This is a genomic window from Hydrogenophaga intermedia (genome assembly GCF_023715105.1).
Taxonomy (GTDB): domain Bacteria; phylum Pseudomonadota; class Gammaproteobacteria; order Burkholderiales; family Burkholderiaceae_C; genus Hydrogenophaga; species Hydrogenophaga intermedia_A.
Genome location: NZ_JAMBNO010000011.1, coordinates 147,885 through 172,725, shown reverse-complemented (window position 1 = coordinate 172,725; position 24,841 = coordinate 147,885). Strand labels below are relative to the sequence as shown.

The following is a 24,841-nucleotide window of genomic DNA, read 5'->3' as shown; positions in this document are numbered from 1 at the left end:
CGAGGGTCACTGCACGATGAGTCTGAAGCTCGCGTAGTGGTCCTCGGTGTAATAACAGGCATCAGGAGCCCTGGGTTGCTCGCCGCCACAAACGATCCGCCGGGCGCCCCGATGGGGCAGCCCCGGTGTCGGCACGGTGTATTCCCGGTAGTAGCCTCGCTTCTGTCGGGGCAGCAGGCCCTCGCGGTTGAAGAAGACGGTGCCGTCTTTCTCGTAGCGAAAGGGCCCCCCTTGCGAGATCTGGCCCATCACCTGCTGACCCTGCGTTGGCAGGGCCGATACCGACACGGCCGCCGGCGTCTCGAACGCCTGGAGTTCGGGGCCGCGGGCTTGCACCAAAAAGGTGCCTGCAGCGGCGACCAACGTGGCCGTCAGCGCCGCCAGAAACCCGGCTTTGCCCTTTCCCCGATGCGGGCGGACGCGCCGCGGATCCATGAGGTTGGCTTGCTCCTGATGCGGGTTAACCCATGTCCATGACGCTGGGGTTAACCCTGAAATACAAGCGCGAGAGTGTGCCCTAACCCGGGTCAAAAAGCAAGCCGCTGCCCAAAAAGTGGGCACTACCCCCCAGGGCTATCCGTATGAATTAGTGTGCGCTTGCTTTGGTTTCGGGTCTTATCGGGCAACGTTTGCGTCGGCCACGGTGAGAGCTGTCATGTTGACGATCCGGCGCACGGTCGCGCTGGGCGTCAGGATGTGGACCGGCTGGGCGGCGCCCAGCAGCACCGGGCCGATGGCGATGTTGCCGCCGGCGGCGGTCTTGAGCAGGTTGTAGGCGATGTTGGCGGCGTCGATGTTGGGCAGCACCAGCAGGTTGGCCGCGCCCTTGAGCGTGGAGTTGGGCATGAGCGCGGCGCGGGCGTCGGGGTCCAGCGCCACGTCGCCGTGCATCTCACCATCCACCTCCAGCCAGGGGGCCTGCTCACGCAGCAGGTCCAGTGTGCGGCGCATCTTCACGGCCGAAGGCTCATTGGAGGAGCCGAAATTGGAGTGCGACAGCAGGGCCACCTTGGGCTGGATGCCGAAGCGCACCATTTCCTCGGCCGCCATCACCGTGATCTCGCACAGCTCTTCGGCCGTCGGGTCGTGGTTGACGTGGGTGTCGACCAGGAAGACCTGGCGGTTGGGCAGCATCAGGCCGTTCATGCAGGCGTAGATGCGCACGTCCTGCGCGGTGCTGGGGCTGCCGCCGGCGCGCTTGCCGATCACCTGGTCGATGTACTGCAGGTGGCCCTGGGTGCTTCCCCAGGTGCCGCAGATCAGGCCGTCGACCTCGCCCTTGTGCAGCAGCATGGCGCCGATCAGCGTGAGGCGGCGGCGCATCTCGATCTTGGCGAGTTGCTGGGTGACGCCCTTGCGCTCGGTCATGCGGTGGTAGGTCTGCCAGAAGTCGCGGTAGCGCTCGTCCTGCTCGACGTTGACGACGTCGTAGTCCAGTTCCTCCTGCAGCCGCAAGCCGAACTTCTGGATGCGCTGCGCGATGATGGCCGGGCGGCCAATCAGCGTGGGCCGTGCCAGGCCTTCGTCGACCACGATCTGGCAGGCGCGCAGCACCCGCTCCTCCTCGCCCTCCGCGTAGGCCACGCGTTTGCGGGTGGCCAGCTTGGCGGCCGAGAAGATCGGCTTCATGACCGTGCCCGAGGCGAACACGAAACTCTGCAGCCGCTCGCGGTAGGCCGCCATGTCAGTGACAGGGCGCAGCGCCACACCGCTGTCGGCCGCGGCCTGGGCCACCGCGGGTGCGATCTTCATCATCAGCCGCGGATCGAAGGGCTTTGGGATCAGGTACTCGGGACCGAAGGCCAGCTTCTCACCTGCGTAGGCAGCGGCGACGACTTCGCTCTGCTCGGCCTGCGCGAGCTCGGCAATGGCGTGTACCGCTGCGATCTCCATCTCGTCGGTGATGGTGGTCGCGCCCGAATCGAGCGCGCCGCGGAAGATGTACGGGAAGCACAGGACGTTGTTGACCTGGTTCGGGTAGTCGGTGCGGCCCGTGGCCATGATGGCATCGTCTCGCACCGCCTTCACCTCCTCCGGCAGGATCTCGGGGGTGGGGTTGGCCAGCGCGAGGATCAGCGGATTCGGCGCCATCGACTTCACCATCTCCGGCTTGAGCACGCCGCCGGCCGACAGACCCAGGAAGATGTCGGCGCCGGCGATCACGTCGCCCAGCTTGCGCGCCGACGTCTTCTGTGCGAATTGCACCTTGTCCTCGTCCATCAACTCGGTGCGGCCTTCATAGACCACACCGGCGAGGTCGGTCACCCAGATGTTCTCGCGGGGCAGGCCGATCTTGACCAGCAGGTTCAGGCAGGCCAGCGCCGCGGCGCCGGCGCCCGAGGTGACGAGCTTGACCTGCTTGATGTCCTTGCCGACGACCTTCAGGCCGTTGAGGATGGCCGCCCCCACCACGATGGCGGTGCCGTGCTGGTCGTCGTGGAAGACCGGGATCTTCATGCGCTCGCGCAGCTTGCGCTCGACGTAAAAACAATCGGGCGCCTTGATGTCCTCGAGGTTGATGCCGCCAAAGGTGGGCTCAAGCGACGCGATGATCTCGACCAGCTTGTCCGGGTCCTTCTCGGCGATCTCGATGTCGAAGACATCGATGCCGGAGAACTTCTTGAACAGCACACCCTTGCCCTCCATCACCGGCTTGGCGGCTAGCGGGCCGATGTCGCCCAGACCCAGCACCGCGGTGCCGTTGGTGATGACGGCCACCAGATTGCCGCGCGCGGTGTACTTGAAGGCGTTGACCGGGTCGGCCACGATCTCCTCGCAGGGCGCGGCCACGCCGGGTGAATACGCCAGGGCCAGATCACGCTGGTTGGACAGTGGCTTGGTGGCGGCAATGGCGACCTTGCCCGGCGTCGGGCGCTCGTGGTAATCGAGCGCAGCGCGACGCAGCTCGGCGCGTTTCGTTTCGGGGGTGCTGGATGCGGTCATGCTTGTCTCCGGCCGTTGTACGTTCTGCCATGCGAAAGGCGAATCCGCATTCTAAGTCGCACCCAGGGAAAACCCGGGCATGGCCCAGCCGCCTTGCGGGTGAAGGCCTTGTGACGTCGACGGAGGGAATCGGCTCGGCCCGCCATGGGCGGGCCGGCGTTCAGGCGGCCTGCGCGGCCGCCAGACGGGCCTGTTCGGCGGTGTGCAGCTGAAGGTGGGCCACGGCGTTGCCCGGGGTGCATTCGGCATGCAGCGCGCGCGCACTGCATTCGCATTGGCCACATTGCGTTGCCACGCCCAGCTCGAGCTGGATATCGTCGAACGCCATGCCCGAACGTGCGCATTGGGCGATGGTTTTGTCACTGACGCGGTGGCAGACGCAGACGATCATGGGAGTGGCTTGGGTGAAACGCCTGCAAATGATAATGGATCGCATTCATTCCACAAGCGCTCACACGCACCGCCCGACGGGCGGCGCCGCCACCGGGTCACTCAGCTGGCCGAGCCCATCTGGCTCTGCAGATAGTTCGGCAGGCCGACTTTGTCGATCAACTCGATCTGGGTCTCGAGGAAGTCGATGTGCTCCTCGGTGTCGTCCAGGATGTCCTGCAGAAGGTCGCGCGAGACGTAATCACGCACCGATTCGCAATGCGCAATGCCGTCCTTGATGGTGGCCTGCGCGCCGCGTTCGAGCGCCAGGTCGCTGCGCAGCATCTCGGGCACGTCTTCGGCAATGTTGAGCTTGCCGAGATCCTGCAGGTTGGGCAGGCCGTCGAGCATGAAGATGCGGTCCATCAGCTTGTCCGCGTGCTTCATCTCGCCGATGGATTCCTCGTATTCCTTCTTCGCAAGCTTGTCCAGGCCCCAGTGCTTGAGCATGCGGTAGTGCACGAAGTACTGGTTGATGGCGGTCAGCTCGTTCTTGAGTTGCGCCTGCAGGTGCGCAATCGCCTTGTCATCGCCTTTCATGGCTGCTCCTTTCGCGGTGAGGGAATCCGCATTGTGGCGGCTGGCCCGCCTGCGAACAGGGTCGATTCTATGCAAATGAGAATTGTTCTCATAAGATGCCGCCATCTCACCGCTGGAGCATCCGATGAAAAGCAAGCTCTCGAGCCACACCGACGAAGAATATGCCCTGCCGCCCACCGAAGCCTTGCTGGCAGGCACGCTGGCGCTCATGACCGGCTGCGCCCAGCACAGCGGCCCGGTGCGGCACCGCGAGTTGATGGTGGGCAAGGTGGTGAGCAACCTCACCGAGCTGTCGCAGCACCCCGCGCTGTCCGCGCCCATGCGTCTGCTGCTGGGGCGCTTGAGCGCACGCTGGCTGATGGAACTGGGCGCTGAGATGCCCAGTCCGGGAATCGCGCCCCTGCCGGAGCACCGCACGCTGCAGTGAGGTGCCGCCCGCCCGAATTCAGCCGCGCATCAGCGCTTCGATCGCGTCGGGGGCCACCGGCACATCGCGCGTGATCAGCTCGCAGCCATCGGCGGTTACAACCGCGTCGTCCTCGATGCGGATGCCAATGTTCCAGAACTGCTCCGGCACGCCTTCGGTCGGGCGGATGTAGAGGCCGGGTTCGATGGTCAGCACCATGCCCGGGCGCAGCACGCGGCTTGGGCGATCCTTGATGATTTCGCCCGACAGCGGGTCCTTGCGTTCGCTTGCCTTGCCGACCTCACCCGGTTCCACGTAGCTGCCGCAGTCGTGCACGTCCATGCCGAGCCAGTGGCCCGTGCGGTGCATGTAGAACGCAAAGTAGCTGCGGTTGGCGATCACGTCGTCCACCGTGCCCACCTTGGTCTTGTCCAGCAGGCCGAGGTCGAGCAGGCCTTGCGAGAGCACCTTGACCGTGGCTTCGTGTGGATCGATGAAGCGCGCACCGGCCCGGGTGGCGGCCACGGCCGCGTCCTGGCTGGCCAGCACGAGTTCGTACACCGCACGTTGTGGGCCGCTGAAGCGACCGTTGGCAGGGAAGGTGCGCGTGATGTCGCTCGCGTAACCATCGAGCTCACAACCGGCATCGATCAGCACCAGCTCGCCGTCGCGAATGGGCGCGGTGTCGGCGCGGTAATGCAGGATGCACGCGTTGGCGCCCGCGGCCACGATGCTGCCGTAGGCCGGGTACTGCGAGCCGCCCTGGCGGAATTCATGCAGCAGCTCGGCGTCCAGGTGGTACTCGCGCACGTCCTGCCCGGCGCGCAGCATGGCGGCGCTGCGCTGCATGGCGCGGATGTGGGCGCGCGCGCTGATCTGCGAAGCCCGGCGCATGATGGCCAGCTCGTGCGCATCCTTCACGAGGCGCATCTCATCGAGCAGGGCGCACAGGTCGCGCTGGGTCTCGGGGCACAGCGCGCCGTAGCGAACGCGCGCGCGCACCTTCTGCAGCCAGCCGTCGATGCGGCCTTCAAGCCCCGCGTGGGTGGCGAACGGATACCAGACGACCGCACGGTTTTCCAGCAACCCGGGCAGGCGCTGGTCCAGCTCGGCGAACGAGAAAGCCTCGTCCACGCCCAACGCGCCGGGCGCCGCGTCGGGGCCCAGACGGATGCCATCCCAGATCTCGCGCTCCAGGTCCTTGGGTTGGCAGAACAGCGTGACGCGGCCCTCGGCCGTGATCACGAGCCACGCGTTCGGTTCGGTGAAGCCGCTGAGGTAGTAGAAGTAGCTGTCGTGCCGGAAGAGGAAATCGCTGTCGCGGTTGCGCGGCCGCTCCGGCGCCGTGGGCACGATGGCGATGCCGCCCGGGCCGAGTTGCGAAGCCAGACGCGCGCGGCGCTCGGCGTAGATGCGGAAATGGGTGGTGGCGTCCATCGCACCATTGTGCCGGCCAATCTGCCTGAACGCAGGCGCCGCTGCGCGCGGCCGCACGCGCGCTACCGGTTGAGTTCGTCCAGCCGCTCGGGCGTGCCCACGTCGGCCCAGGGGCCGTGGTACAGCTCGGCACTCACGCGCTGGGCATCCATGGCGCGGCGCAGCAGCGGTGCCAGCGGCTCGGCGGTGCCCTGCGGATTACCCGGCACGATCTCGCACCATGGCGCTTCGAAGAGCGCACGTCGGTAAAGGCCGATCGTGCTGTAGGTGAAGCGTGGCTCGCCGCCGTTGAGTGCGAGCCCCGCAGGGGAGAGACCGAAATCGCCACTCGGGTTGTGCGTCGGATTCGGCACCAGCCACAGGTGCGCGAGTTGTCCACCCTGCGCGAAACGCTGCAGCGCGCCGGGGTCGAACGGAAATCCGGGGGCGAACACGTCGCCTGCCACCACCCAGAACACCTCGTCCAGCAGGGGCAGCGCGCGCGCGATGCCGCCCGCGGTCTCCAGCGCATAACCGAAGTCCTCGCCTTCGGCGGAGTAGGTGATGTGCAGGCGTTGCCCGCCACCGTCGAGCGGGACCTTGCCGAAGTACCGCGGGATCTGCTCGCCGAGCCAGGCGGTGTTGATGACGAGGGACCGCAAGCCCGCCGAAGCAAGGGCATCGACATGCCAGCGCAGCAGTGGCTTGCCCTGCACGTCCAGCAATGGCTTGGGCGTGTGGTCGGTGAGCGGTCGCATCCGGTTGCCGCGTCCGGCGGCAAGGATGATGGCTTGGGCTGCGGTGGCCATGTTCAGGGCATGACTGTAGCCGCCCGGCCCGTTGCCGTGCTCTCCTGGGGCGCACCGTTAAAATCCGGGGTTTTCCCCAAGCCAGCCCGCATTCCGCGGCCGCGCTGCGCACGCTTCCACCCGAGGTCCCCCGCATGAGCGACTCTGCCGTCGTCAACGTCTCTCCCCTGACCATGGCCAACGCCATCCGCGCGCTGTCCATGGACGCCGTGCAAGCCGCCAACTCCGGTCATCCCGGCGCCCCCATGGGCATGGCCGACATCGCCGTGGCGCTGTGGGCGCGCCACCTCAAGCACAACCCGGTGAACCCGCAGTGGGCCGATCGCGACCGTTTCGTGCTCAGCAACGGCCACGGCTCCATGCTCATCTATGCGCTGCTGCACCTCACGGGCTACGCGCTGCCGATGCAGGAGCTGAAGAACTTCCGCCAGTTGCACAGCAAGACGGCGGGCCACCCCGAGGTCGGCCACACCCCGGGCGTCGAGACCACCACCGGCCCGCTGGGCCAGGGCATCACCAACGCGGTGGGCATGGCACTGGCCGAGAAGCTGCTGGCGGCCGAATTCAACCGCGACGGCCACGAGATCGTCGACCACCACACCTACGTCTTCCTGGGCGATGGCTGTCTCATGGAAGGCATCAGCCACGAAGCCGTGGCGCTGGCCGGCGCCTGGAAGCTCAACAAGCTGATCGCGCTCTACGACGACAACGGCATCTCCATCGACGGCAAGGTCACGCCCTGGTTCGTCGACAACACCGCCCTGCGTTTCGCCGCCTGCGGCTGGAACGTGATCGGCCCGATCGACGGCCACGATGTGGACGCCGTGGACCGCGCCATCGGCGATGCGCGCCGCCAGGCCGACGCGCCCACGCTCGTCATCTGCAAGACGGCGATCGGCAAGGGCAGCCCGAACCGCGCCAACACCGCCAAGGCGCACGGCGAGCCCCTGGGTGCCGAAGAAATCAAGCTCACGCGCGCCGCCCTGGGCTGGGCGCACGAGCCCTTCGTCGTGCCCGATGACGTGTACGCCGCCTGGGACGCCAAGGCCGCCGGCAACGCCGCCGAAGCCGCCTGGAACCAGCGCTTTGACGCCTATCGCGCCGCCTACCCCGAACTCGCCAGCGAGTTCCTGCGCCGCATGAAGGGCGATCTGCCCAAGCGCTTTGCGCAGGTGGCGGTGGACGCCGCCGTGCAGGCCCACACCAAGGCCGAGACCGTGGCCAGCCGCAAGGCCAGCCAGCTCGCGCTGGAGCACTTCACCGCCGCGCTGCCCGAGCTGCTCGGCGGCAGCGCCGATCTCACCGGCTCCAACCTCACCAACACCGCGTCCACGCCCGCGCTGCGCTTCGACCTTGCGGGCCAGGTGGTGCGCGACCACCAGGGCCGCCTGGGTCGCCACATCAATTACGGCGTGCGCGAGTTCGGCATGGCCGCCGTGATGAACGGCGTGGCCCTGCACGGCGGCTTCATTCCGTACGGCGGCACGTTCCTCACGTTCAGCGACTACTCGCGCAACGCCATCCGCATGGCCGCGCTGATGAAGCAGCGCGTCATTCACGTCTTCACGCACGACTCCATCGGCCTCGGTGAAGACGGTCCCACTCACCAGTCGATCGAGCACGCCGCCAGCCTGCGCCTGATTCCCAACCTCGATGTCTGGCGCCCGGCCGACACCGCGGAGACTGCGATCGCCTGGGCCGTGGCGCTGGAGAACCGCAACAAGCCCACGGCACTGCTGCTGTCGCGCCAGAACCTGCCCTACGCACCCAAGAAAGACCTGAGCGACATCGCCAAAGGCGCCTACGTGCTGTCCGAGCCCGCCGAGGTGGGCCTGAAGAAGAAGGCGCAGGGCGTGATCATCGCCACCGGATCCGAGGTGCAGCTCGCGCTCAAGGCCCAGGAACTGCTGGCCCGCGAGCATGGCATCGCGGTGCGCGTGGTGTCCATGCCCTCCACCACCACCTTCGACCGCCAGAACGTCGCCTACAAGAAGGCCGTACTGCCCACCGGTCTGCCGCGCGTGGCCGTGGAGATGGGCGCCACGGACGGTTGGTGGAAGTACGGCGTGTCCGCCGTGGTGGGCATCGACACCTATGGCGAGTCGGCCCCGGCGCCGGTGCTGTTCAAGCACTTCGGCTTCACCGAACAGAACGTGGCCGACACGGTGCGCGCCGTGCTCGCCCAACAGTGATTCCCTTTCGATTCAAACCCAGGAGCTGAGAGCATGACGATCAAGGTCGGTATCAACGGATTCGGGCGCATCGGGCGCATGGTGTTTCGCGCGGCGATCGCCAACTTCAAGGACATCCAGGTCGTCGCGATCAACGACCTGCTCGAGCCCGACTACCTGGCCTACATGCTCAAGTACGACAGCGTGCACGGCCGCTTCGACGGCGACGTCAAGGTCGAGGGCGGTCAGCTGGTCGTCAACGGCCAGAAGATCCGCCTGACCGCCGAGAAGGACCCGGCTGCGTTGAAGTGGGGCGAGGTCGGCGCCGACGTGGTGATCGAGTCCACCGGCATCTTCCTGGACAAGGCCGGCGCCGAGAAGCACCTGGCCGCCGGCGCCAAGAAGGTCATCATGTCTGCGCCCAGCAAGGACGACACGCCCATGTTCGTCTATGGCGTCAACCACGACACGTACAACGGCCAGGCCATCATCAGCAACGCCAGTTGCACCACCAACTGCCTGGCGCCCGTGGCCAAGGTGCTCAACGACAAGTGGGGCATCAAGCGCGGCCTCATGACCACCGTGCACGCCGCCACCGCCACGCAAAAGACGGTGGACGGCCCGAGCAACAAGGACTGGCGCGGCGGCCGCGGCATCCTGGAGAACATCATCCCCAGCAGCACCGGCGCGGCCAAGGCGGTGGGCGTGGTGATTCCGCAGCTCAACAAGAAGCTCACCGGCATGTCCTTCCGCGTGCCCACCTCCGACGTGTCGGTGGTGGACCTCACGGTGGAACTCAACAACGCCGCCACCTACGCCGAGATCTGCGCCGAGATGAAGGCGCAAAGCGAAGGCGCGCTCAAGGGCGTGCTGGGCTACACCGAAGACAAGGTCGTGGCCACCGATTTTCGTGGCGATGCGCGCACCTCGATCTTCGACGCCGATGCCGGCATCGCGCTCGACGGCACCTTCATCAAGGTGGTGAGCTGGTACGACAACGAGTGGGGTTACTCCAACAAGTGCCTGGAGATGGCGCGCGTGGTGGCGAAGTAATTCCGCCGCGGCCCCCCGCAAGAAAGGCGCCTTCGGGCGCCTTTCGTTTTGTGCGTTCAGTGCGCCGCGCTGCGGGAGAACAGGTTGACCACCAGCACGCCCGCGATGATCAGGCCCAGGCCGATCAATGCTGGCACATCGAGCGCCTGGCGGTGCACGAACCAGCCCAGGGCCGACACCAGCACGATCCCCACGCCCGACCAGATGGCGTAGGCGATCCCGGTGGGCAATGTCTTGAGCGTGAACGAGAGGCAGCCGAATGCAATGGCATAGCCCAGCACCACAACCACGCTGGGCCCCAGGCGGCTGAAGCCATCGGCGGCCTTGAGCGCGGTGGTGGCGATGACCTCGGCCACGATCGCGATGCCGAGCAGCAGGTAGGTCGAGGCCGACGCGCTCATGGCCGTTCCTCGGTGAGTTGCAGGATGCGGTGCAGCGCCGCGTCCACCTCGGCCGCGCTGGGCACCGGCCCGAACACCAGGCTGTACCACAGCCCGTCGGCCGCGAGGCGGCAAGCGAGCAGGGTGGCGCCGTCGAGTGTGTCGGGCGCCAGGGTCTCGTCCAGGAACCGCGACCAGCGCGCCTGGTACTGCTCGTCCCCCAGTGCCAGCAGCACCGTGGCGCGCCCGCTGTGCGCAACGTCGAGCGCGTTGCGCCGCGAGGCCTTCACGTAGGCGCGCATGCGCCGCGCCGGCCCGGCGGGCTCCTGCGCCAGCGCCAGTTCGTATTGCGCCACGAAGCTGGCGAAGAGCTGATCGAACAGCGCGTCCAGCAGCAGTTGTTTGGTGCGGAAGTGATGCTGCAGCCCACCCTTGGAGATCCCGGTGCGCGCCAGCACGCGGTCGTGCGTGACGGCGGCCAGGCCTTCGTCGAGCAACACGCCTTGTGCGGCTTCGAGGATGCGGGCGCGCAGCAACTCGGGTTGTTTGGGGCGACTCAGGGCCATGATTTCAAATCCGTCCAGATGGATTGTTATTGTAGAAGCCTCCAGAAGCCGCCAGCTCGCCTACGACAAGTCCACCGATGGTCGGCATTGACACTAGACCGACCGGTCTAGAGAATGCGGACCATGCCCACCGCACCCCCGCCCGAAACCGGCACGCGCGACCGCCTGATCGCCGCCATGACCGACGCGCTGCGCCGCCGTGGCCTGCACGGCATCGGCCTGACCGAGCTGCTCCAGTCGGCCGGCGCCCCCAAGGGCGTGCTCTACCACCACTTCCCCGGCGGCAAGACCGAGCTGGCCATCGCCGCCATCGACCGCGTGGTCGAACGCATGACCAGCGGCCTGGACCAACTGCTTGCCACCGCGCCCGACCCACTGGCCGCGATGCGCCAGTGGATTCGCGCCGCCACCGAGCGTCTGCAACGCACCGGCTTCGAGTCCGGCTGCCCGCTGGCCACGGTGGCGCTGGAATCCGCGCCCGACGACAAGGCCCTGCGCGAAGCGCTCGCCCGCGGCTTTGCGCGGCTGCGTGAGCGCATCGCACACGGCCTGGTGGTCGCCGGCATGCCCGCCGAGCGCGCCACAGGCGTGGCCACCCTGATGGTCGCCGCCTACGAAGGCGGCCTGCTGCAGGCGCGCGTGGCGCACAGCATCGAACCCGTGCAGCAGATCACCGACACCTTGCTGGCCTTGTTGCCCGCTCCCCCGACCCCGGAGAACCCCACATGACACCCGCCACCCGCGACGCCGTGCGCGTCGAACGCCTCACCCTGCACGCCGCCGACGGCTATCCGCTGTCGGCCCGGCGCTACCACGCCGCCACGCCGCCACGCGCCCACCTTGTGGTCGGCGGCGCCACCGCGGTGCCACAGGGCTTCTACAAGCGATTTGCCCAGCACGTCGCGGCCCAGGGCATCGACGTGCTGACCCTCGACTACCGTGGCATCGGCGACTCCGCGCCCCGCAGCCTCAAGGGCTTTCGCATGGACTATCTCGACTGGGGCCGCCTCGACCTCGCCGCGGCCGTGGCCCACATGCGCACGCCAGGCGTGCCGCTGTGGCTGGTCGGCCATTCTTACGGTGGCCATGCGCTGGGACTTCTGCCCAACCCGGAACACGTGGACGCGGCCTACACCTTTGCCACCGGTGCCGGTTGGCACGGCTGGATGCCCCCGCTGGAGCGCCTGCGCGTGCAACTGATGTGGAACGTGCTGGGCCCGCTGATGACGCGGGTGGCCGGCTACCTGCCCTGGAGCAAACTCGGCATGGGCGAGGACCTGCCGATCGATGTCTACCGCCAATGGCGCCACTGGTGCCGCTTTCCGCGCTACTTCTTCGACGACCCCGGCATGCGCGACGTCACCGCGCGCTTTGACGCGGTGCGCTTTCCCATCGTGGCCGTCAATGCGCTCGACGACGCCTGGGCACCGCCGGCGTCGCGCGACGCCTTCATGGCCGGCTACCGTAACGCGCCGGTGCGCGCCGTCACGCTGGATTCGCGGCGCCAGGGACTCGGCCCCATCGGACACATGGGCTACTTCCGCCCGCGTGCCCAGCCGTTGTGGAACGACGCTCTGGCGTGGTTCGACAGCCTCACCACCCCCACGGCCCGGGCCGCGACCGTGCCCGGCTGACGCCAGGCATCCGCAGCGAGCGACGGGAACGTGTGACCGGAGCGGGCGTGCGGGAGGCGCCAACGGTCATCGTCCCGCAGGCGCCAACCGCCTGGTGAACTGAGGCGGATGTCCGGTCTACTTTTGGACACGCGGGCCGCTGGCGGATGCTACAAATCTGCATGCGCCCGCCCCGCCTTCGCCGTTACCTCTTCTGCCTCTTGCTCGGCGTGGCCTCGATACCGGCCTCGGCCGGCGATCCGCTGGCCTTCGGGCTCATCGTGGGCTATCGGGCCGGTGCAGACGAGTTGAGAGCCGAACACACCGAACGCGGCCCCTGGGCCGATCGTCGCCAGCGAGAGCAGGCCGCCTGGAAACGCGCCACCCAGCGCTCCCGCGAGAAGACGCAGGCTGTCGCGAAGTCCGTGGGCCTGCCGGTTCGCAGCGTCGGTGAGGCTGGGCGCGCTGCCCTCATGCGGCTGGACAAACCCCTGCGCGGCCACGCGCTCGACGACGCCATGCGCCGCCTGCGGCTGCACCCGGACGTGGCCTGGGTGGAGCCTGATGTGATCGAGCGTCGCCGGTCCGAACCGACCGAAACCGACTACACCAACTTGCAATGGCACCTGCGCGTGCCCGGTGCGGCTGAGCAATCTGCCATGAACATGCCGCCCGCCTGGCAAATCAACACGGGCAGCAACGTGGTGGTGGCGGTGGTCGACAACGGCGTTCGATTCAGCCATCCCGACCTCATGGGAAAACTGCTGAGCGGCCATGATTTCGTGAGCGAACTCTCGGTGGCCAACGACAGCGATGGTCGAGACGCGGATCCCTCGGACCCGGGGGATTGGGTCAGCGCCGGCGATCTGGGCACTGCCATTTTTGATGCCTGCGACGTGGCCGACAGCTCATGGCACGGCACTTTCATCGCGGGTCAGGTCGGCGCAGTGTGGAACAACGGCATCGGTATCGCCGGCATCAACCGACTCGCCAGGATCCTGCCCGTGCGCGTGGCGGGCAAATGCGGCGCGTTGCTTTCCGACCTGCTTGATGGCGTGCGCTGGGCGGCCGGTCTCCCCGTGGACGGCGCGCCGTCAAACCCGACGCCTGCTCGCGTCATCAACCTGAGCTTTGGCGGCAGCACCGCTTGCAACGCGGCCTACCAGAGCATGGTCGATGACGTGACCAACGAAGGCGCGCTGCTGGTGGTGGCCGCGGGCAACAACGAGGGCCCGCTCACCCGGCCGGCCGATTGCGACGGCGTGATGGCCGTGGCCGCGGTGCGACGCGACGGCGCGAAAGCCGATTACTCCAGCTTCGGCCCTCAGGTGGCGCTCTCGGCCCCCGGGGGCTCGAGCGAATCGGGGGACGCCAACATGATCTACGCCACCGACAACGATGGGCTCACCACCCCTGGCGCCGATGGCTACGGTTACAAGCAAGGCACCAGCTTCTCGGCGCCCCAGGCAGCCGGGGTCGCCAGCCTCATGCTGTCGGTCAACAACAAATTGAGGCCCTCCGACCTCATCTACCGCATGACGGAGGCGGCGCGCCGCCGTGGCCATGTACCGTCCGCCTTGCCCGATTGCGGACCCGCGGCCGCCGGGCCGTGTCGTTGCACCACAATCACCTGCGGCGCGGGATTGCTCGACGCTGGCGTGTCCTTGCAGCTGGCCAGCGGGCCGGCAGCCATCATCAAACGCATCGGCACCGTGCAGCCGGGTGCCCGCATCACGCTGGACGGCGGAGCGAGCTTCGCGTTGGGTATGGCGACGATCGTGAGCCATGAATGGACGCGCGAGAGCGGCCCAGCGGTGGCGATCGACGGGGACACCTCGGCAGTTGCCAACCTGCAACTGCCGGACCTGGATGCGCGTTGGGTGTTTCGCCTTACCGTCACCGACAGCGATGGCGAAAAAGGCAGCGACACCGTGACCGTGGTGACCGTGCGACCCACCACGAGCGGCGGAGGCGGTGGCGCACTCGGCTGGGCCTGGGGCGCGGGGCTGTGGGCCTGGGTCGTCGCGTTGGCTTGGCGCCAGCGCCGACGCTGAGGCGCCTCAGCCGCAGCGCTGCAAGGTGCGCCCGCCCATGGCGGGACCGAGGGCGTCGATGCGCTGTCGCTGCGCCTCGGTGATCGCTGGCAGACGCAGGTTGAAGCTCACGCTCTCCGCACGTTCCTGCACCACACGCGCGGTGCGTACGCCGCGGCGTTCGGCCTGTTGCAGGCCGTCGCGTGCGGCCTGCTCGCTGGAAAAGGTGCCCACCGCGATACCGGGCGTCAACCCGGGCGTGCCGACGTCGCGGAACTCGATGCCCAGGGCGCGCAGCTCGGCCTTCTTGCGCGCCGCCTGCTCGGCACTGTCGTAACGGCCCATGTAGACGATCCAGCGGCCCGGGCTGCGCACCTCGCTCAGTTGCCAGGCGCTGCTGGCCAGGCCCAGCAGGCGCAACTCGGCGCGCAGCAGTTCAGCCTGCTCCTCGGTGAAACCACCGGCCTGCCAGCACGCGGTGGCCGCCTCCGTGGCTGGCGTGGCCGGCAGCGTGGGCGCTGCAGGAGCCGCGGGCGATCCTGGCGTGCTCGCTGGGGCGCTCGAGCCCTGCGGCGAAGCGGCAGGCGATGGCGAAGGCTGACCTGCCGAGGACGGGTTCGTGGGCGTTGCGGCCGCTTCGGGGCCTGGCCGGCCTGCCGCCGGGGACACCGGTTCCGCGCCTTGCGGGCCATTGAGCAGGCGCAGCCGCTGCGGTTCGATCTGCTGCGTCAGCCGCTGCGGTTCACGCGTTTCGCCGGCTGCCGGCCAGCCCAGGCCAGCCAGGTGGCCGTGGGTGCCCGCGTAATACACCGCGTTGGCCACGACCAGGGCGATGACCAGCCACCTCAGCATGGGCGCACGCTCACTTCGGCGCTGTCCACGCGGCGCATCTGCTGGCCCACGAGCACCCGCAGCGCGCCGTCACTGGCCACGCCGCAGGCGGTGCCGGTGGTGCCATCGCTCAGCACCACCGCACGATCCTTCAATGCATCGCGGGCGGCAAAGCGCCCGGCAAAGGCCGCAAAGCCCTCGGCCTCGAAGCGCTGCACGTCGGCCACCAGCGCAGGGACCACGCGCCCCAGCACCTCGGCCGCCGTGACACCCATTTCCACCTCGGCCAGGCCTGCGGGTGCCAGCGGGGGCAGGGCGCCCGCGGCGGTCTGCTGCACCGCCGCGGCGGCCGGTCGCGCCACGTTCAGGCCCACGCCGATCACCACCGCGCGCGCCGCGCCCATGGCATCGTGCTGGCCGGCGGTCTCGACCAGGATGCCGCCCAGCTTGCGGCCCAGCAGCCAGAGGTCGTTCGGCCATTTCAGCCGCACATCGGCGTGCAACTGTTCGGCCAGACTCACGCCCACCGCGAGTGACAGGCCCGACCACTCGCGCGGCGCGAGCATCAGCCCGAGGGAGAACGTGAGCGACTGACCGGCCTGGCTGTGCCAGCCGCGGCCCAGGCGCCCGCGTCCCGCCGTCTGCTGCTCGGCCACCAGCAGCACCGGATCCAGCGGCGCACTGCGCGCACGGCGCATGAGTTCGGTGTTGGTCGAGTCGATCTGCGGCACCACCTCGACCGTGAAGCCCGGCAACGTGGGCACCACCGCCTGCCAGATGGCCTCGGCGCTGCCCCCAAGCGTGGCCGTGGCCATCATGGTCAACCCAGCTTCGTGGCGCGCCCGCCGCGTTTAGGCGCGAGCAGCGTGCCGCGGCATTTCGGGGCGCCGCACCAGCACGGGTACTGCGCCTTGAGCTTGGGCGTGAGCGGCTCGTCGATCACCAGGCCGTAGTCGTAGAACAGTTCTTCCCCGGCCTGGATGGCGCGCTTGCTGCGGATGAACACGCGCCCGTCCTCGATGTCGGCCTCGCAGTTGGGCGCGCAGCTGTGGTTGATCCAGCGGGCCGAGTTCCCGCCGTACTTCGCATCGATGACATGGTCTTCGTCGATGTGAAAGTAGAAGGTGTGATTGGGGTCGCTCGGATCGTGGGGATGGCGATCCAGCGCCTCGGCCCAGGTGATGACTTCGCCGGTGTATTCGATCAGCGTCTCGCCCGGCGGGATATCCACCAGCGCGAAGACGCCCTTGCCATGCACCCCGGAGCGGCGCGTCTGGATGCGGCGGGCGTCTTGCGCCGGGGCCGGGGTTTTCGTGCGCGCAGCAGGCTTCCGAGGGGTTTTCGTCACGTCGGATTTCTTTGGTAAGGTTGTTTTGTGCGGGTGCGCGCGTGGGTGCGCGCACGACAAGCGCGCGCCCGTGTGTGCGCGCTCGCGTGTGTGGGAGCGGATTGTAGAGATGAAAACCGAAGGCATCGCCAAGACCCTGGTCATTGCGGAGAAGCCGTCCGTGGCGCAGGACATCGTGCGTGCGCTCACGCCGGTCGCGGGCAAGTTCGAGAAGCACGACGACCACTTCGAGAACGAACGCTACGTGGTCACGTCTGCCGTGGGCCACCTGGTGGAGATCGCCGCGCCCGAGCAGTTCGACGTCAAGCGCGGCAAGTGGAGCTTCGCGCACCTGCCGGTGCTGCCGCCCTACTTCGAGCTCAAGCCGATCGACAAGGCCAAGTCGCGTTTGAACGCGGTGGTCAAGCTGGCCAAACGCAAGGACGTCACCGAACTCATCAACGCCTGCGACGCGGGGCGGGAGGGCGAACTCATCTTTCGCCTGATCGAACAGTACGCCGGTGGTCAGAAGGGCGGGCAATACCAGGGCCTGGGCAAGCCCGTGCGCCGCCTGTGGCTGCAGTCGATGACGCCGGCCGCCATCCGCGAAGGCTTCGAGCGCTTGCGCAGCGATGCGCAAATGCGCGGCCTGGCCGACGCGGCGCGCAGCCGCTCCGAGGCCGACTGGCTGGTGGGCATCAACGGCACGCGCGCCATGACGGCGTTCAACTCGCGCGATGGCGGCTTCTTCCTCACCACTGTGGGCCGCGTGCAGACGCCCACGCTGTCCATCGTGGTCGAGCGCGAGGAAAAAATCCGCGCACACCGCCCGCGCGACTACTGGGAGATCCACGCGAGCTTCCTCGCCGAAGCCGGCGAATACCCAGGCAAGTGGTTCGACCCGGGCTTCAAGAAGCCGACCGGCGACGACGCCGACCCCGATCTGCGCGCCGACCGCGTGTGGGACCTGAAGCAGGCGCAGGCCATCGTCGACGCGGTTCGCGGCAAGGCCGCCAGCGTGACGGAAGAAAGCAATCCCACCACCCAGGCCTGCGGCCAGCTCTATGACCTCACCAGCCTGCAGCGCGAGGCCAACGGCCGCTTCGGCTTCTCGGCCAAGACCACGCTGCAGCTTGCGCAAAGCCTGTACGAGCGCCACAAGGCGCTCACCTACCCGCGTACCGATTCGCGCGCGCTGCCCGAGGACTACCTGGCCACCGTCAAACAGACCTTCGAGATGCTGGCCGACAGCGGCATGAAGCACCTCGCGCCGCACGCGCTGACCGCGCTCAACAACGGCTACATCAAGCCCAGCAAGCGCATCTTCGACAACAGCAAGGTCTCCGACCACTTCGCCATCATCCCCACGCTGCAGGCGCCCAGCGGCCTGTCCGAGGCCGAGCAGAAGCTCTACGACCTGGTGGTGCGCCGCTTCATCGCGGTCTTCTTCCCCAGCGCCGAGTTCATGGTCACCACGCGCATCAGCAGCGTGCTCAACCACCACTTCAAAACCGAAGGCAAGGTGCTGGTGAAGCCGGGCTGGATGGCGGTGTACGGCAAGGAAGCTGCCGAGGACGTGGAAGGTGCGCAGGCCGGCGACAAGGGCCAGAACCTGGTGCCGGTGCGCGAGGGCGAGACGGTGCGCACCGAGTCGGTGGAGCACAAGGGTCTGCAAACGCGCCCGCCCGCGCGCTACAGCGAAGCCACCTTGCTGGCGGCCATGGAAGGTGCGGGCAAGCTCATTGAGGACGACGAACTGCGCGAGGCCATGCACGAGAAAGGCCTGGGCACGCCGGCCACGCGCGCGGCCACCATAGAGGGCCTGCTGGCCGAAAAATACATGCTGCGCGAAGGTCGAGAGCTGATCCCCACCGCCAAGGCGTTCCAGCTCATGACGCTGCTGCGCGGGTTGGAGGTGGAAGACCTGTCCAAACCCGAGCTCACCGGCGAGTGGGAATACAAGCTCGCGCAGATGGAGCACGGCAAGCTCTCGCGCGACGCCTTCATGGCCGAGATCGCGGCCATGACCGAGCGCCTGGTGAAGAAGGCCAAGGAATACGACCGCGACACCGTGCCTGGCGACTACGCCACGCTCGAAGCACCCTGCCCCAACTGCGGCGGCGTGGTGAAGGAAAACTACCGCCGCTTCGCGTGCACCGGCGCCGACGGCAACAGCGATGGTTGCGGCTTCTCGTTCACCAAGTCGCCGGGCGGGCGCACCTTCGAGACCGCCGAGGCCAACGCTTTCCTGCGCGACAAGCACATTGGCCCGCTCGAGGGCTTCCGCTCCAAGGCGGGCTGGCCCTTCGTCGCCGAACTCGTGCTCAAGCACAGCGAAGAAGACAGGAACTGGAAGCTCGAATTCGACTTCGGCGACGACCGCAAGGACGAGGAAACCGGCGAGCTGATCGACTTCGCGGGCAGCGAAAGCCTGGGCGCCTGCCCCAAGTGCGGCGGCGCGGTGCACGAGCACGGCGCCAACTACGTGTGCGAGCGCGCCGTGCCCACGGCGCAGCAGCCCACGCCGAGTTGCGACTTCAAGAGCGGCAAGATCATCCTGCAGCAGCCCGTGGCGCGCGAGCAGATGAGCAAGCTGCTGGCCAGCGGCAAGACCGATCTGCTCGACAAGTTTGTCTCCATGCGCACGCGCCGCCCGTTCAAGGCCTTCCTGGCCTGGGACGCCGAGGCGGGCAAGGTGAATTTCGAGTTCGAGCAGCGCGACAGCAAGTACCCGCCGCGCAAGGGCGCGGCGCGGCCTGCGGCCAAGGCCGCGGCGCCCGCGAAAAAGGTCGCAGCGAAGAAGGCGCCCGCGGCGAAGAAAGCGCCGGCTGCAAAGAAGGCCCCGCGCAAGACCACCGCGGCCACCGGCAAGCAGCCCAGCGCTGCGCTCGCGGCCGTCATCGGCGAAGGCGCGGTGTCGCGGCCCGAGGTGGTCAAGAAGTTGTGGGACTACATCAAGGCCAACGGCCTGCAGGACGCGAAGGACAAGCGCCGCATCAACGCCGATGCCCGCCTGCGCCCGGTCTTCGGCAAGGACTCGGTGACCATGTTCGAGATTGCCGGCCTCGTGGGCAACCACCTGAGCTGAGCCCTTTTCATCCTTTGGAGACACAACGATGAGCCTCAAGCTGTACTACGCCTCCGGCGCATGTTCCTTCGTGCCCCACACCGCCCTCGAACTCGCGGGCGCCACCTATGAGCCGCTGCCGATCAAGCTGCACCGCGGCGAGCAGCGCACACCCGAGTACCTGGCCGTCAACCCGCGTGGCCAGGTGCCGGTGCTGGTCGACGATGGCGAGGTGATCACGCAGATCGTGGCCATCGCGCAGCACCTGGACGCGAAGTTCCCGCAGGCCGGCCTGTTGCCCGCCAGCGGCATGGCGCGCACGCGCGCGTTGCAGACGCTGGCCTGGATGAACAACACGGTGCACCCCACCTTCACGCACGTGTTCATGCCGCACAAGTTCACCGCCGATGAGGCCGCGCAGCAAGCCGTCAAGGCGCATGCCGTCGAGACCTACCGCGGCCTGCTGGGTGAGATCGAGACGCTGGCGGAAAAGGCCTCGCCCTGGCTCGGGGGCGACAAGCCCGGCGTGCTCGATGCCTATGCGCTGACCCTGCTGCGCTGGGGCGGGTTCGCGGGCATCGACCCCCAGACCCTGCCCAAGACCTGGGCGCTGGCCCAGCGCTTTGCGGCGCTGCCTGCGGTGGCGCGCGTGATCGAGCGCGAGCGTCTCGAACTCAACGTGTACAAGCCTTAATTTCCACGCGCCACCGCTGCGCGGGTCGCTGCCCCCCAGGGGGCGCGTTTCGCCTTGGGGTGGCCCGGCGGCGAAACCATCCCGCCGTCACTCGGCCGGGTCGTTGCGCGGCACGAATCGCACCGACACCCGAAGCCCCGGGCGCGCCGGGCGCTCGGGGTGGGCGTCGTCCATGTGCAGGCTCGCGCCGTGCTGCTGCGCGATCTCCTGCACGATGGCCAGCCCCAGGCCCGAGCCATCCACGTTGGTGCCCAGCGCGCGGTAGAACGGCTGCAGCACCAGCCCGCGTTCACCGGCGGGGATGCCTGGCCCGTTGTCTTCCACCTGCACCACCTGCACGCCGCTGAAGCGGTCGACCAGCACGCGCGCCGTGACCACGCCGCCCTGGCCGCTGTAGGCAATCGCGTTGTCGAGCAGGTTGCGCACCATCTCTTGCAGCAGCGTGGGGTTGCCGGTGATCAGCATCTCGGGCGGCACCTCGGACACGCCTTCCAGGCCCAGGTCCACGCCGTGTTCCAGCGCGCGCGGCACGGTGTCGCGCACCACGCCGGCCACCAGCCTTGCCAGATCGACCGGGCCGCTGGGCAGCGCGCGGCCGGTGGTCTCGGCGCGAGCGAGCGCGAGCAACTGGCTCACCGTGTGGTTGGCCCGCACCGCGGAGCGGGCGATCTGCTGCAGCGAGGCGCGCAGGCCGGCCGGGTCGGCCTCGCGCTGTGCGAGCTCAGCCTGCATGCGCAGACCGGCCAGCGGCGTCTTGAGCTGGTGCGCAGCGTCCGCCAGGAAGCGGCGCTGCGTGTTGAGCGAGACCTTCAGCCGCGCCAGCAGGTCGTTGATCGACGACACCAACGGTGCCACCTCCTGCGGCACGTCGAGTTCCTCGATCGGGCTCAGGTCGTCGGGGCGGCGGGCGCGGATGCGCTGCTCCAGATCGGACAGCGGGCGAATGCCGCGCACCAGCGCCAGCCACACCAGCAGCACCGCCAGCGGCAGGATCACGAACTGCGGCACCATCACGCCCTTGATGATTTCGTTGGCCAACGTGGAGCGCCTGCCGGTGGTCTCGGCCACCTGCAGCAGCACCGGGCGCAGCGGGTCGGGCCGGGCCAGCCAGGTGTAGGCCACGCGGACCGCGTCGCCGCGCATCACGTCGTCGCGCTGACGCACACGACCGGCCTCGGGCACGTCGTCCAGCGGTGGCGGTGGCAGGTCGATCTCGCCGCCGATGTGCTCGCCGCGCGCGTTCACCAACTGGTAGTAAACGATGTCGGTGTCGTCGGCACGCAGCAGGTCGCGTGCCTGGCTGTCGAGCACCAGCCGCGCCTCGCCGTCGCGCACCACCACGAGTTGCGACAGCGCCTGCAGGTTGAACTCCAGCGCGCGATCGAACGGTTTGTTCGCGATGCCTTGCGCGACGATCCAGGTCAGCGCCAGCGACAGCGGCCACAACAGCAGCAGCGGCGTGAGCATCCAGTCCAGGATCTCGCCGAACAGGCTGCGCTGCTCGCGCTGGAACAACCCGAACGACATCGGGCTGGCCCGGCGTTCGGCCGGTGGCGGCGCCTCGCGCGGCGCACGCTCCACGACCGGGGGCGGTGTGGTCACACCTTCTCCAGGCAATAGCCGAGCCCGCGCACGGTGGCGATGCGGATCGGGCCTTTCTCGATCTTCTTGCGCAGGCGGTGGATGTAGACCTCGATGGCGTTGTTGCTGACCTCTTCACCCCATTCACACAGGCGCTCGACCAACTGGTCCTTGCTGACCAGGCGTCCTGCGCGTTGCAGCAGCACCTCGAGCAGCCCGAGCTCGCGCGCCGAGAGTTCGATCATCTTGCCGTCGATGGTGGCCACGCGCCCGGCCTGGTCGTATTCCAGCGGGCCGTGGCGGATGGTGTTGGTGCTGCCGCCCATGCCGCGGCGCGTGAGGGCACGCACGCGCGCCTCGAGCTCCTGCAGCGAGAACGGCTTGGCCATGTAGTCGTCGGCGCCCAGGTCCAGGCCTTTGACGCGTTCTTCGACGCCGTCGGCGGCGGTGAGGATGAGCACCGGCATGGCAGAGCCGCGCGAGCGCAGCCGCTTGAGCACGTCCAGGCCGTGCAGTCTCGGCAACCCGAGGTCGAGGATGAGCAGGTCGAACTCGTTGTTGGTGAGCAGGGCGGCGTCGGCCTCGGTGCCACTGGCCACGTGGTCGACCGCAGCCCCGGTGGCGCGCAGGCTGCGCAGCAGGCCATCGGCCAGCACCTGGTCATCCTCGGCGATCAGGATGCGCATGGCGTGTCTCCTCAAGTGTTCGGGTCATTGTAGGTTTGGCCCTTTCGCTGGCGCTGACGCCGGTCAAACCTGGGCGTAGGCCTCCAGCCCCAGCGCGACCACGGTGGCCACGTCCTGGCCCACCTGCTGGGCGAATTCGGCCTCGGCCCGGGCCACCGCGCGGCGAAACGCGTCCAGCCAGACCAGGCCATCGGGCGTGAAGACGATGCGCCGTGCGCGCGCGTCCAGCGGGTCGGTCTCGCGCCGCACCAGGCCCCAGGCCTCGCACTGCGTCACCAGATCGCCCATGGCCTGCTTGCTCATGCCGGCGTTGTGCGCGAGCTCCGTCAGGCGCGAACCGCGCAACGCCAGGTGGCGCGTGATGTGCACGTGCGCCGCCCCCACCTGGGCACGCGCCGCGAGGTTGGACAGCGCCAGCGGCACCTGCGCATCGTGCGCCATCAGGTGCAGCACGCGGGCGTCGAAGCGGCGCTGCGCCTCGCCCAGCAGGCGGCCGAGGTGGCCGCCGCGCCAACGGTCATCGTGCTGATCGCTCATGGCGTTGAATGGTAAGGCAAACTGACCAAAAATTGAGGTTGTCGGCAGGCATTGCCCCGCTACACTGCTGGCCATGCATCCAGTGCTGGATGCGATCACAGCCCAGGCGGCTTGCCGCAAAGTCAACACCCACTCACCGCTCAGGAGCCATCGAATGGACGCACCCGTCAAGAACGCCGCCCTCAACAGCGAGAAGGCCAAGGCCCTGCAGGCCGCGCTGGCCCAGATCGAAAAGCAGTTTGGCAAGGGCACGATCATGAAGCTCGGCGAGGGCGAGGTGATCGAAGACATCCAGGTCGTCTCCACCGGTTCGCTGGGCCTGGACATCGCGCTGGGTGTGGGCGGCTTGCCGCGCGGCCGCGTGATCGAGATTTACGGCCCGGAATCGTCGGGCAAGACCACGCTCACGCTGCAGGTCATCGCCGAGATGCAGCGCCTGGCCGGTACCTGCGCTTTCGTCGATGCCGAACACGCGCTCGATGTCCAGTACGCCCAGAAGCTCGGCGTGAACCTGCAGGAGTTGCTCATCAGCCAGCCCGACACCGGCGAGCAGGCGCTGGAGATCGTCGATTCGCTCGTGCGCTCCGGCGCGGTCGACCTGGTGGTGGTGGACTCGGTGGCCGCGCTCACACCCAAGGCCGAGATCGAGGGCGAGATGGGCGACAGCCTGCCCGGCCTGCAGGCGCGCCTGATGAGCCAGGCCCTGCGCAAACTCACCGCCACCATCAAGAAGACCAACTGCACGGTGATTTTCATCAACCAGATCCGCATGAAGATCGGTGTGATGTTCGGCAGCCCCGAAACCACCACCGGCGGCAACGCGCTCAAGTTCTACGCCTCGGTGCGCCTGGACATCCGCCGCACCGGCACCATCAAGAAGGGTGAGGAGGCGATCGGCAACGAGACCAAGGTCAAGGTGGTGAAGAACAAGGTCTCGCCGCCCTTCAAGACGGCCGAGTTCGACATCCTGTTCGGCGAGGGCATCAGCCGCGAAGGCGAGATCCTCGATCTCGGCGTGCTGCACCGCGTGATCGAAAAATCCGGCGCCTGGTACGCCTACAACGGCGAGAAGATCGGCCAGGGCCGCGACAATGCGCGTGAGTTCCTCAAGGAAAACGTCGAGCTGCGTTTCGAGATCGAGAACAAGGTGCGCGAGGCCCTGGGGGTGCCTCTGTTGCCCTCCGACACCGCTGACGAGGAAGCGGCCGCGCCGACCAAGGGCCGCAAGGGCAAGGCGAAGGCCGACGCCGAAGAAGCCGATGCCTGAGAAGGTGTGACGGCATCGTGGGGTTCGACAAGCCCTCGCTCAAGGGACGCGCGCTGCGCCTGCTGGCGCAGCGCGAGCACTCGCGCGCGGAGTTGTTGCGCAAGCTCGCACCGCACGAGGAGGCGCCCGGCGAACTCGCGCAGGCGCTCGATGAGCTGCAGGCCAAGGGCTTCATCGACGAGCAGCGCGTCATCGACTCCGTGATCCACCGGCGCGCGGCGCGCCTGGGCGCTTCGCGCGTGCGCCAGGAGTTGCAGGCCAAGGGCCTGCCGCCAGAGGCGGTGGCGCAAGCCGTGGACGGGCTGCGCGGCACCGAGGTCGATCGGGCGCGTGAGGTCTGGCGCAAGAAGTTCGGACGTGCGCCGGCCGACGCCGCCGAGCGAGCCAGGCAAATGCGTTTCCTCGCCGCGCGGGGCTTCGGCGGCGAGTCGATCCGCCGCGTGGTGGCTGGTGCCGACGAAGACGCGGCCTGAAGGCGACCAGGGCTTGCGC

General features: G+C 68.1%; 24 protein-coding genes. 10 read left to right on the top strand and 14 right to left on the bottom strand.

Translation table 11 applies throughout. From position 1 onward, the window contains the following. Positions 1 to 6: 6 nt before the first annotated feature. From M3149_RS12380 to bfr, 4 genes are all read right to left on the bottom strand, one after another. Complete coding sequence (locus M3149_RS12380) at positions 7 to 435, bottom strand: ribonuclease domain-containing protein (protein ID WP_251709840.1); 429 nt, start codon at positions 433 to 435, stop codon at positions 7 to 9. Between the two features lie 180 nt (positions 436 to 615). After that, positions 616 to 2,943 (bottom strand): NADP-dependent malic enzyme, encoded by a 2,328-nt coding sequence (locus M3149_RS12375; protein WP_251709839.1) that lies wholly within the window; start codon positions 2,941 to 2,943, stop codon positions 616 to 618. Positions 2,944 to 3,103: 160 nt separating this feature from the next. After that, positions 3,104 to 3,334: a (2Fe-2S)-binding protein gene (locus tag M3149_RS12370; RefSeq protein ID WP_251709838.1), complete on the bottom strand. Its 231-nt coding sequence runs from the start codon at positions 3,332 to 3,334 to the stop codon at positions 3,104 to 3,106. 101 nt (positions 3,335 to 3,435) lie between these two features. Beyond that, positions 3,436 to 3,912 (bottom strand): bacterioferritin, encoded by a 477-nt coding sequence (gene bfr / locus M3149_RS12365; RefSeq protein ID WP_251709837.1) that lies wholly within the window; start codon positions 3,910 to 3,912, stop codon positions 3,436 to 3,438. A 124-nt stretch (positions 3,913 to 4,036) separates the two neighbouring features. Here bfr and M3149_RS12360 point away from each other — a divergent pair, with 124 nt between their 5' ends. Further along, positions 4,037 to 4,339: a hypothetical protein gene (locus M3149_RS12360; RefSeq protein WP_251709836.1), complete on the top strand. Its 303-nt coding sequence runs from the start codon at positions 4,037 to 4,039 to the stop codon at positions 4,337 to 4,339. Between the two features lie 18 nt (positions 4,340 to 4,357). Here the strand turns inward: M3149_RS12360 and M3149_RS12355 are convergent, their stop codons facing one another. After that, on the bottom strand, positions 4,358 to 5,755 hold the full coding sequence (locus tag M3149_RS12355) for an aminopeptidase P N-terminal domain-containing protein (RefSeq protein ID WP_251709835.1): 1,398 nt from the start codon (positions 5,753 to 5,755) through the stop codon (positions 4,358 to 4,360). Positions 5,756 to 5,817: 62 nt separating this feature from the next. Next, positions 5,818 to 6,543 carry a nucleotidyltransferase family protein gene (locus tag M3149_RS12350; protein WP_251709834.1) on the bottom strand — a complete coding sequence of 242 codons (726 nt, stop codon included), beginning with the start codon at positions 6,541 to 6,543 and terminating at the stop codon, positions 5,818 to 5,820. A gap of 134 nt (positions 6,544 to 6,677) precedes the next feature. On the opposite strand from M3149_RS12350, the gene tkt reads away from it, so the two are divergent. Both tkt and gap read left to right on the top strand, forming a co-directional pair. After that, a complete protein-coding gene (tkt, locus tag M3149_RS12345) occupies positions 6,678 to 8,735 on the top strand; it encodes a transketolase (protein ID WP_251709833.1) in 2,058 nt (685 codons plus the stop codon). Between the two features lie 33 nt (positions 8,736 to 8,768). After that, a complete protein-coding gene (gene gap, locus M3149_RS12340; RefSeq protein ID WP_251709832.1) occupies positions 8,769 to 9,767 on the top strand; it encodes a type I glyceraldehyde-3-phosphate dehydrogenase in 999 nt (332 codons plus the stop codon). Between the two features lie 56 nt (positions 9,768 to 9,823). Here gap and M3149_RS12335 read toward each other — a convergent pair whose 3' ends face one another. Both M3149_RS12335 and M3149_RS12330 read right to left on the bottom strand, forming a co-directional pair. Continuing rightward, on the bottom strand, positions 9,824 to 10,168 hold the full coding sequence (locus M3149_RS12335) for an SMR family transporter (RefSeq protein WP_251709831.1): 345 nt from the start codon (positions 10,166 to 10,168) through the stop codon (positions 9,824 to 9,826). Beyond that, positions 10,165 to 10,713: a TetR/AcrR family transcriptional regulator gene (locus M3149_RS12330; RefSeq protein WP_251709830.1), complete on the bottom strand. Its 549-nt coding sequence runs from the start codon at positions 10,711 to 10,713 to the stop codon at positions 10,165 to 10,167. The genes M3149_RS12335 and M3149_RS12330 overlap by 4 nt, the downstream gene beginning before the upstream one ends. A 123-nt stretch (positions 10,714 to 10,836) precedes the next feature. Here M3149_RS12330 and M3149_RS12325 point away from each other — a divergent pair, with 123 nt between their 5' ends. The 3 genes from M3149_RS12325 to M3149_RS12315 all read left to right on the top strand — a co-directional run bounded on the left by M3149_RS12325 (position 10,837) and on the right by M3149_RS12315 (position 14,380). Continuing rightward, positions 10,837 to 11,442 (top strand): TetR/AcrR family transcriptional regulator, encoded by a 606-nt coding sequence (locus M3149_RS12325; protein WP_251709829.1) that lies wholly within the window; start codon positions 10,837 to 10,839, stop codon positions 11,440 to 11,442. Further along, positions 11,439 to 12,347: an alpha/beta hydrolase family protein gene (locus tag M3149_RS12320; RefSeq protein WP_251709828.1), complete on the top strand. Its 909-nt coding sequence runs from the start codon at positions 11,439 to 11,441 to the stop codon at positions 12,345 to 12,347. Before M3149_RS12325 ends, M3149_RS12320 begins: the two co-directional genes overlap by 4 nt. A gap of 161 nt (positions 12,348 to 12,508) precedes the next feature. Continuing rightward, entirely contained in the window at positions 12,509 to 14,380 is a 1,872-nt protein-coding gene (locus M3149_RS12315; RefSeq protein WP_251709827.1) for a S8 family peptidase, read from the top strand. A gap of 6 nt (positions 14,381 to 14,386) precedes the next feature. Here the strand turns inward: M3149_RS12315 and M3149_RS12310 are convergent, their stop codons facing one another. Genes M3149_RS12310 through M3149_RS12300 form a run of 3 tightly spaced genes read right to left on the bottom strand, consistent with a single transcriptional unit; the run spans position 14,387 to position 16,538 of the window. Continuing rightward, the gene (locus M3149_RS12310) at positions 14,387 to 15,211 is read right to left on the bottom strand and encodes an SPOR domain-containing protein (RefSeq protein ID WP_251709826.1); all 825 of its coding nucleotides are present in this window, start codon (positions 15,209 to 15,211) and stop codon (positions 14,387 to 14,389) included. Beyond that, positions 15,205 to 16,008, bottom strand: a complete 804-nt coding sequence (locus tag M3149_RS12305) for a biotin--[acetyl-CoA-carboxylase] ligase (protein WP_251709825.1) — start codon at positions 16,006 to 16,008, stop codon at positions 15,205 to 15,207. The genes M3149_RS12310 and M3149_RS12305 overlap by 7 nt, the downstream gene beginning before the upstream one ends. 2 nt (positions 16,009 to 16,010) lie before the next feature. Beyond that, positions 16,011 to 16,538, bottom strand: a complete 528-nt coding sequence (locus tag M3149_RS12300; RefSeq protein ID WP_251709824.1) for an SET domain-containing protein — start codon at positions 16,536 to 16,538, stop codon at positions 16,011 to 16,013. 124 nt (positions 16,539 to 16,662) lie between these two features. Between M3149_RS12300 and M3149_RS12295 the strand changes: the two genes are divergently transcribed. Both M3149_RS12295 and M3149_RS12290 read left to right on the top strand, forming a co-directional pair. After that, the gene (locus tag M3149_RS12295; protein ID WP_251709861.1) at positions 16,663 to 19,605 is read left to right on the top strand and encodes a DNA topoisomerase III; all 2,943 of its coding nucleotides are present in this window, start codon (positions 16,663 to 16,665) and stop codon (positions 19,603 to 19,605) included. A gap of 28 nt (positions 19,606 to 19,633) precedes the next feature. Further along, a complete protein-coding gene (locus M3149_RS12290; RefSeq protein WP_251709823.1) occupies positions 19,634 to 20,278 on the top strand; it encodes a glutathione S-transferase family protein in 645 nt (214 codons plus the stop codon). A gap of 87 nt (positions 20,279 to 20,365) precedes the next feature. Here M3149_RS12290 and M3149_RS12285 read toward each other — a convergent pair whose 3' ends face one another. The 3 genes from M3149_RS12285 to M3149_RS12275 form a co-directional block, all read right to left on the bottom strand. After that, a complete protein-coding gene (locus M3149_RS12285; RefSeq protein ID WP_251709860.1) occupies positions 20,366 to 21,805 on the bottom strand; it encodes a sensor histidine kinase in 1,440 nt (479 codons plus the stop codon). 71 nt (positions 21,806 to 21,876) lie between these two features. After that, positions 21,877 to 22,545, bottom strand: a complete 669-nt coding sequence (locus M3149_RS12280; protein ID WP_251709822.1) for a response regulator — start codon at positions 22,543 to 22,545, stop codon at positions 21,877 to 21,879. 63 nt (positions 22,546 to 22,608) lie between these two features. Further along, positions 22,609 to 23,082, bottom strand: coding sequence for a MarR family winged helix-turn-helix transcriptional regulator (locus tag M3149_RS12275; RefSeq protein WP_251709821.1), 474 nt, complete (start codon positions 23,080 to 23,082; stop codon positions 22,609 to 22,611). A 154-nt stretch (positions 23,083 to 23,236) separates the two neighbouring features. Here M3149_RS12275 and recA point away from each other — a divergent pair, with 154 nt between their 5' ends. Both recA and recX read left to right on the top strand, forming a co-directional pair. After that, a complete protein-coding gene (recA, locus tag M3149_RS12270) occupies positions 23,237 to 24,349 on the top strand; it encodes a recombinase RecA (RefSeq protein WP_251709820.1) in 1,113 nt (370 codons plus the stop codon). A gap of 17 nt (positions 24,350 to 24,366) precedes the next feature. Beyond that, on the top strand, positions 24,367 to 24,822 hold the full coding sequence (recX, locus tag M3149_RS12265) for a recombination regulator RecX (protein WP_251709819.1): 456 nt from the start codon (positions 24,367 to 24,369) through the stop codon (positions 24,820 to 24,822). Positions 24,823 to 24,841 lie beyond the last annotated feature (19 nt).